This is a genomic window from Cohnella baijiui (genome assembly GCF_020731285.1).
In the GTDB taxonomy this organism is placed as follows: Bacteria; Bacillota; Bacilli; order Paenibacillales; family Paenibacillaceae; genus Cohnella.
This window is the reverse complement of sequence record NZ_JAJFOW010000394.1, coordinates 1-226: the sequence shown is the minus strand read 5'-3', so window position 1 is coordinate 226 and position 226 is coordinate 1. Positions and strand designations below refer to the sequence as shown.

Here is a 226-nt window from a genome sequence, read left to right as displayed (position 1 = left end):
ATGAATATGCGCAGATAGTTGGCATGGCAGATGTGTATGATGCACTCACATCACACCGTTCGTATCGCCAGCATTATACGCCGAATGAAGCGACAGAATACTTATTTGCCGCTGGGAATTCGTTATTTAATCTTGAATTGGTGCGGTTGTTCGTCAAGCACATTGCCGTGTATCCGGTTTCATCTACTGTAGTCTTGAATACGGGACAGGTGGGTGTTGTCTCTTC

Annotated in this window: 1 pseudogene; it reads left to right on the top strand. The window is 45.6% G+C overall.

Annotated elements, in window-relative coordinates:
• Nucleotides 1-23 precede the first annotated feature (23 nt).
• A pseudogene (locus LKX83_RS33100) lies at nucleotides 24-226 on the top strand (HD-GYP domain-containing protein); the annotation flags it as partial.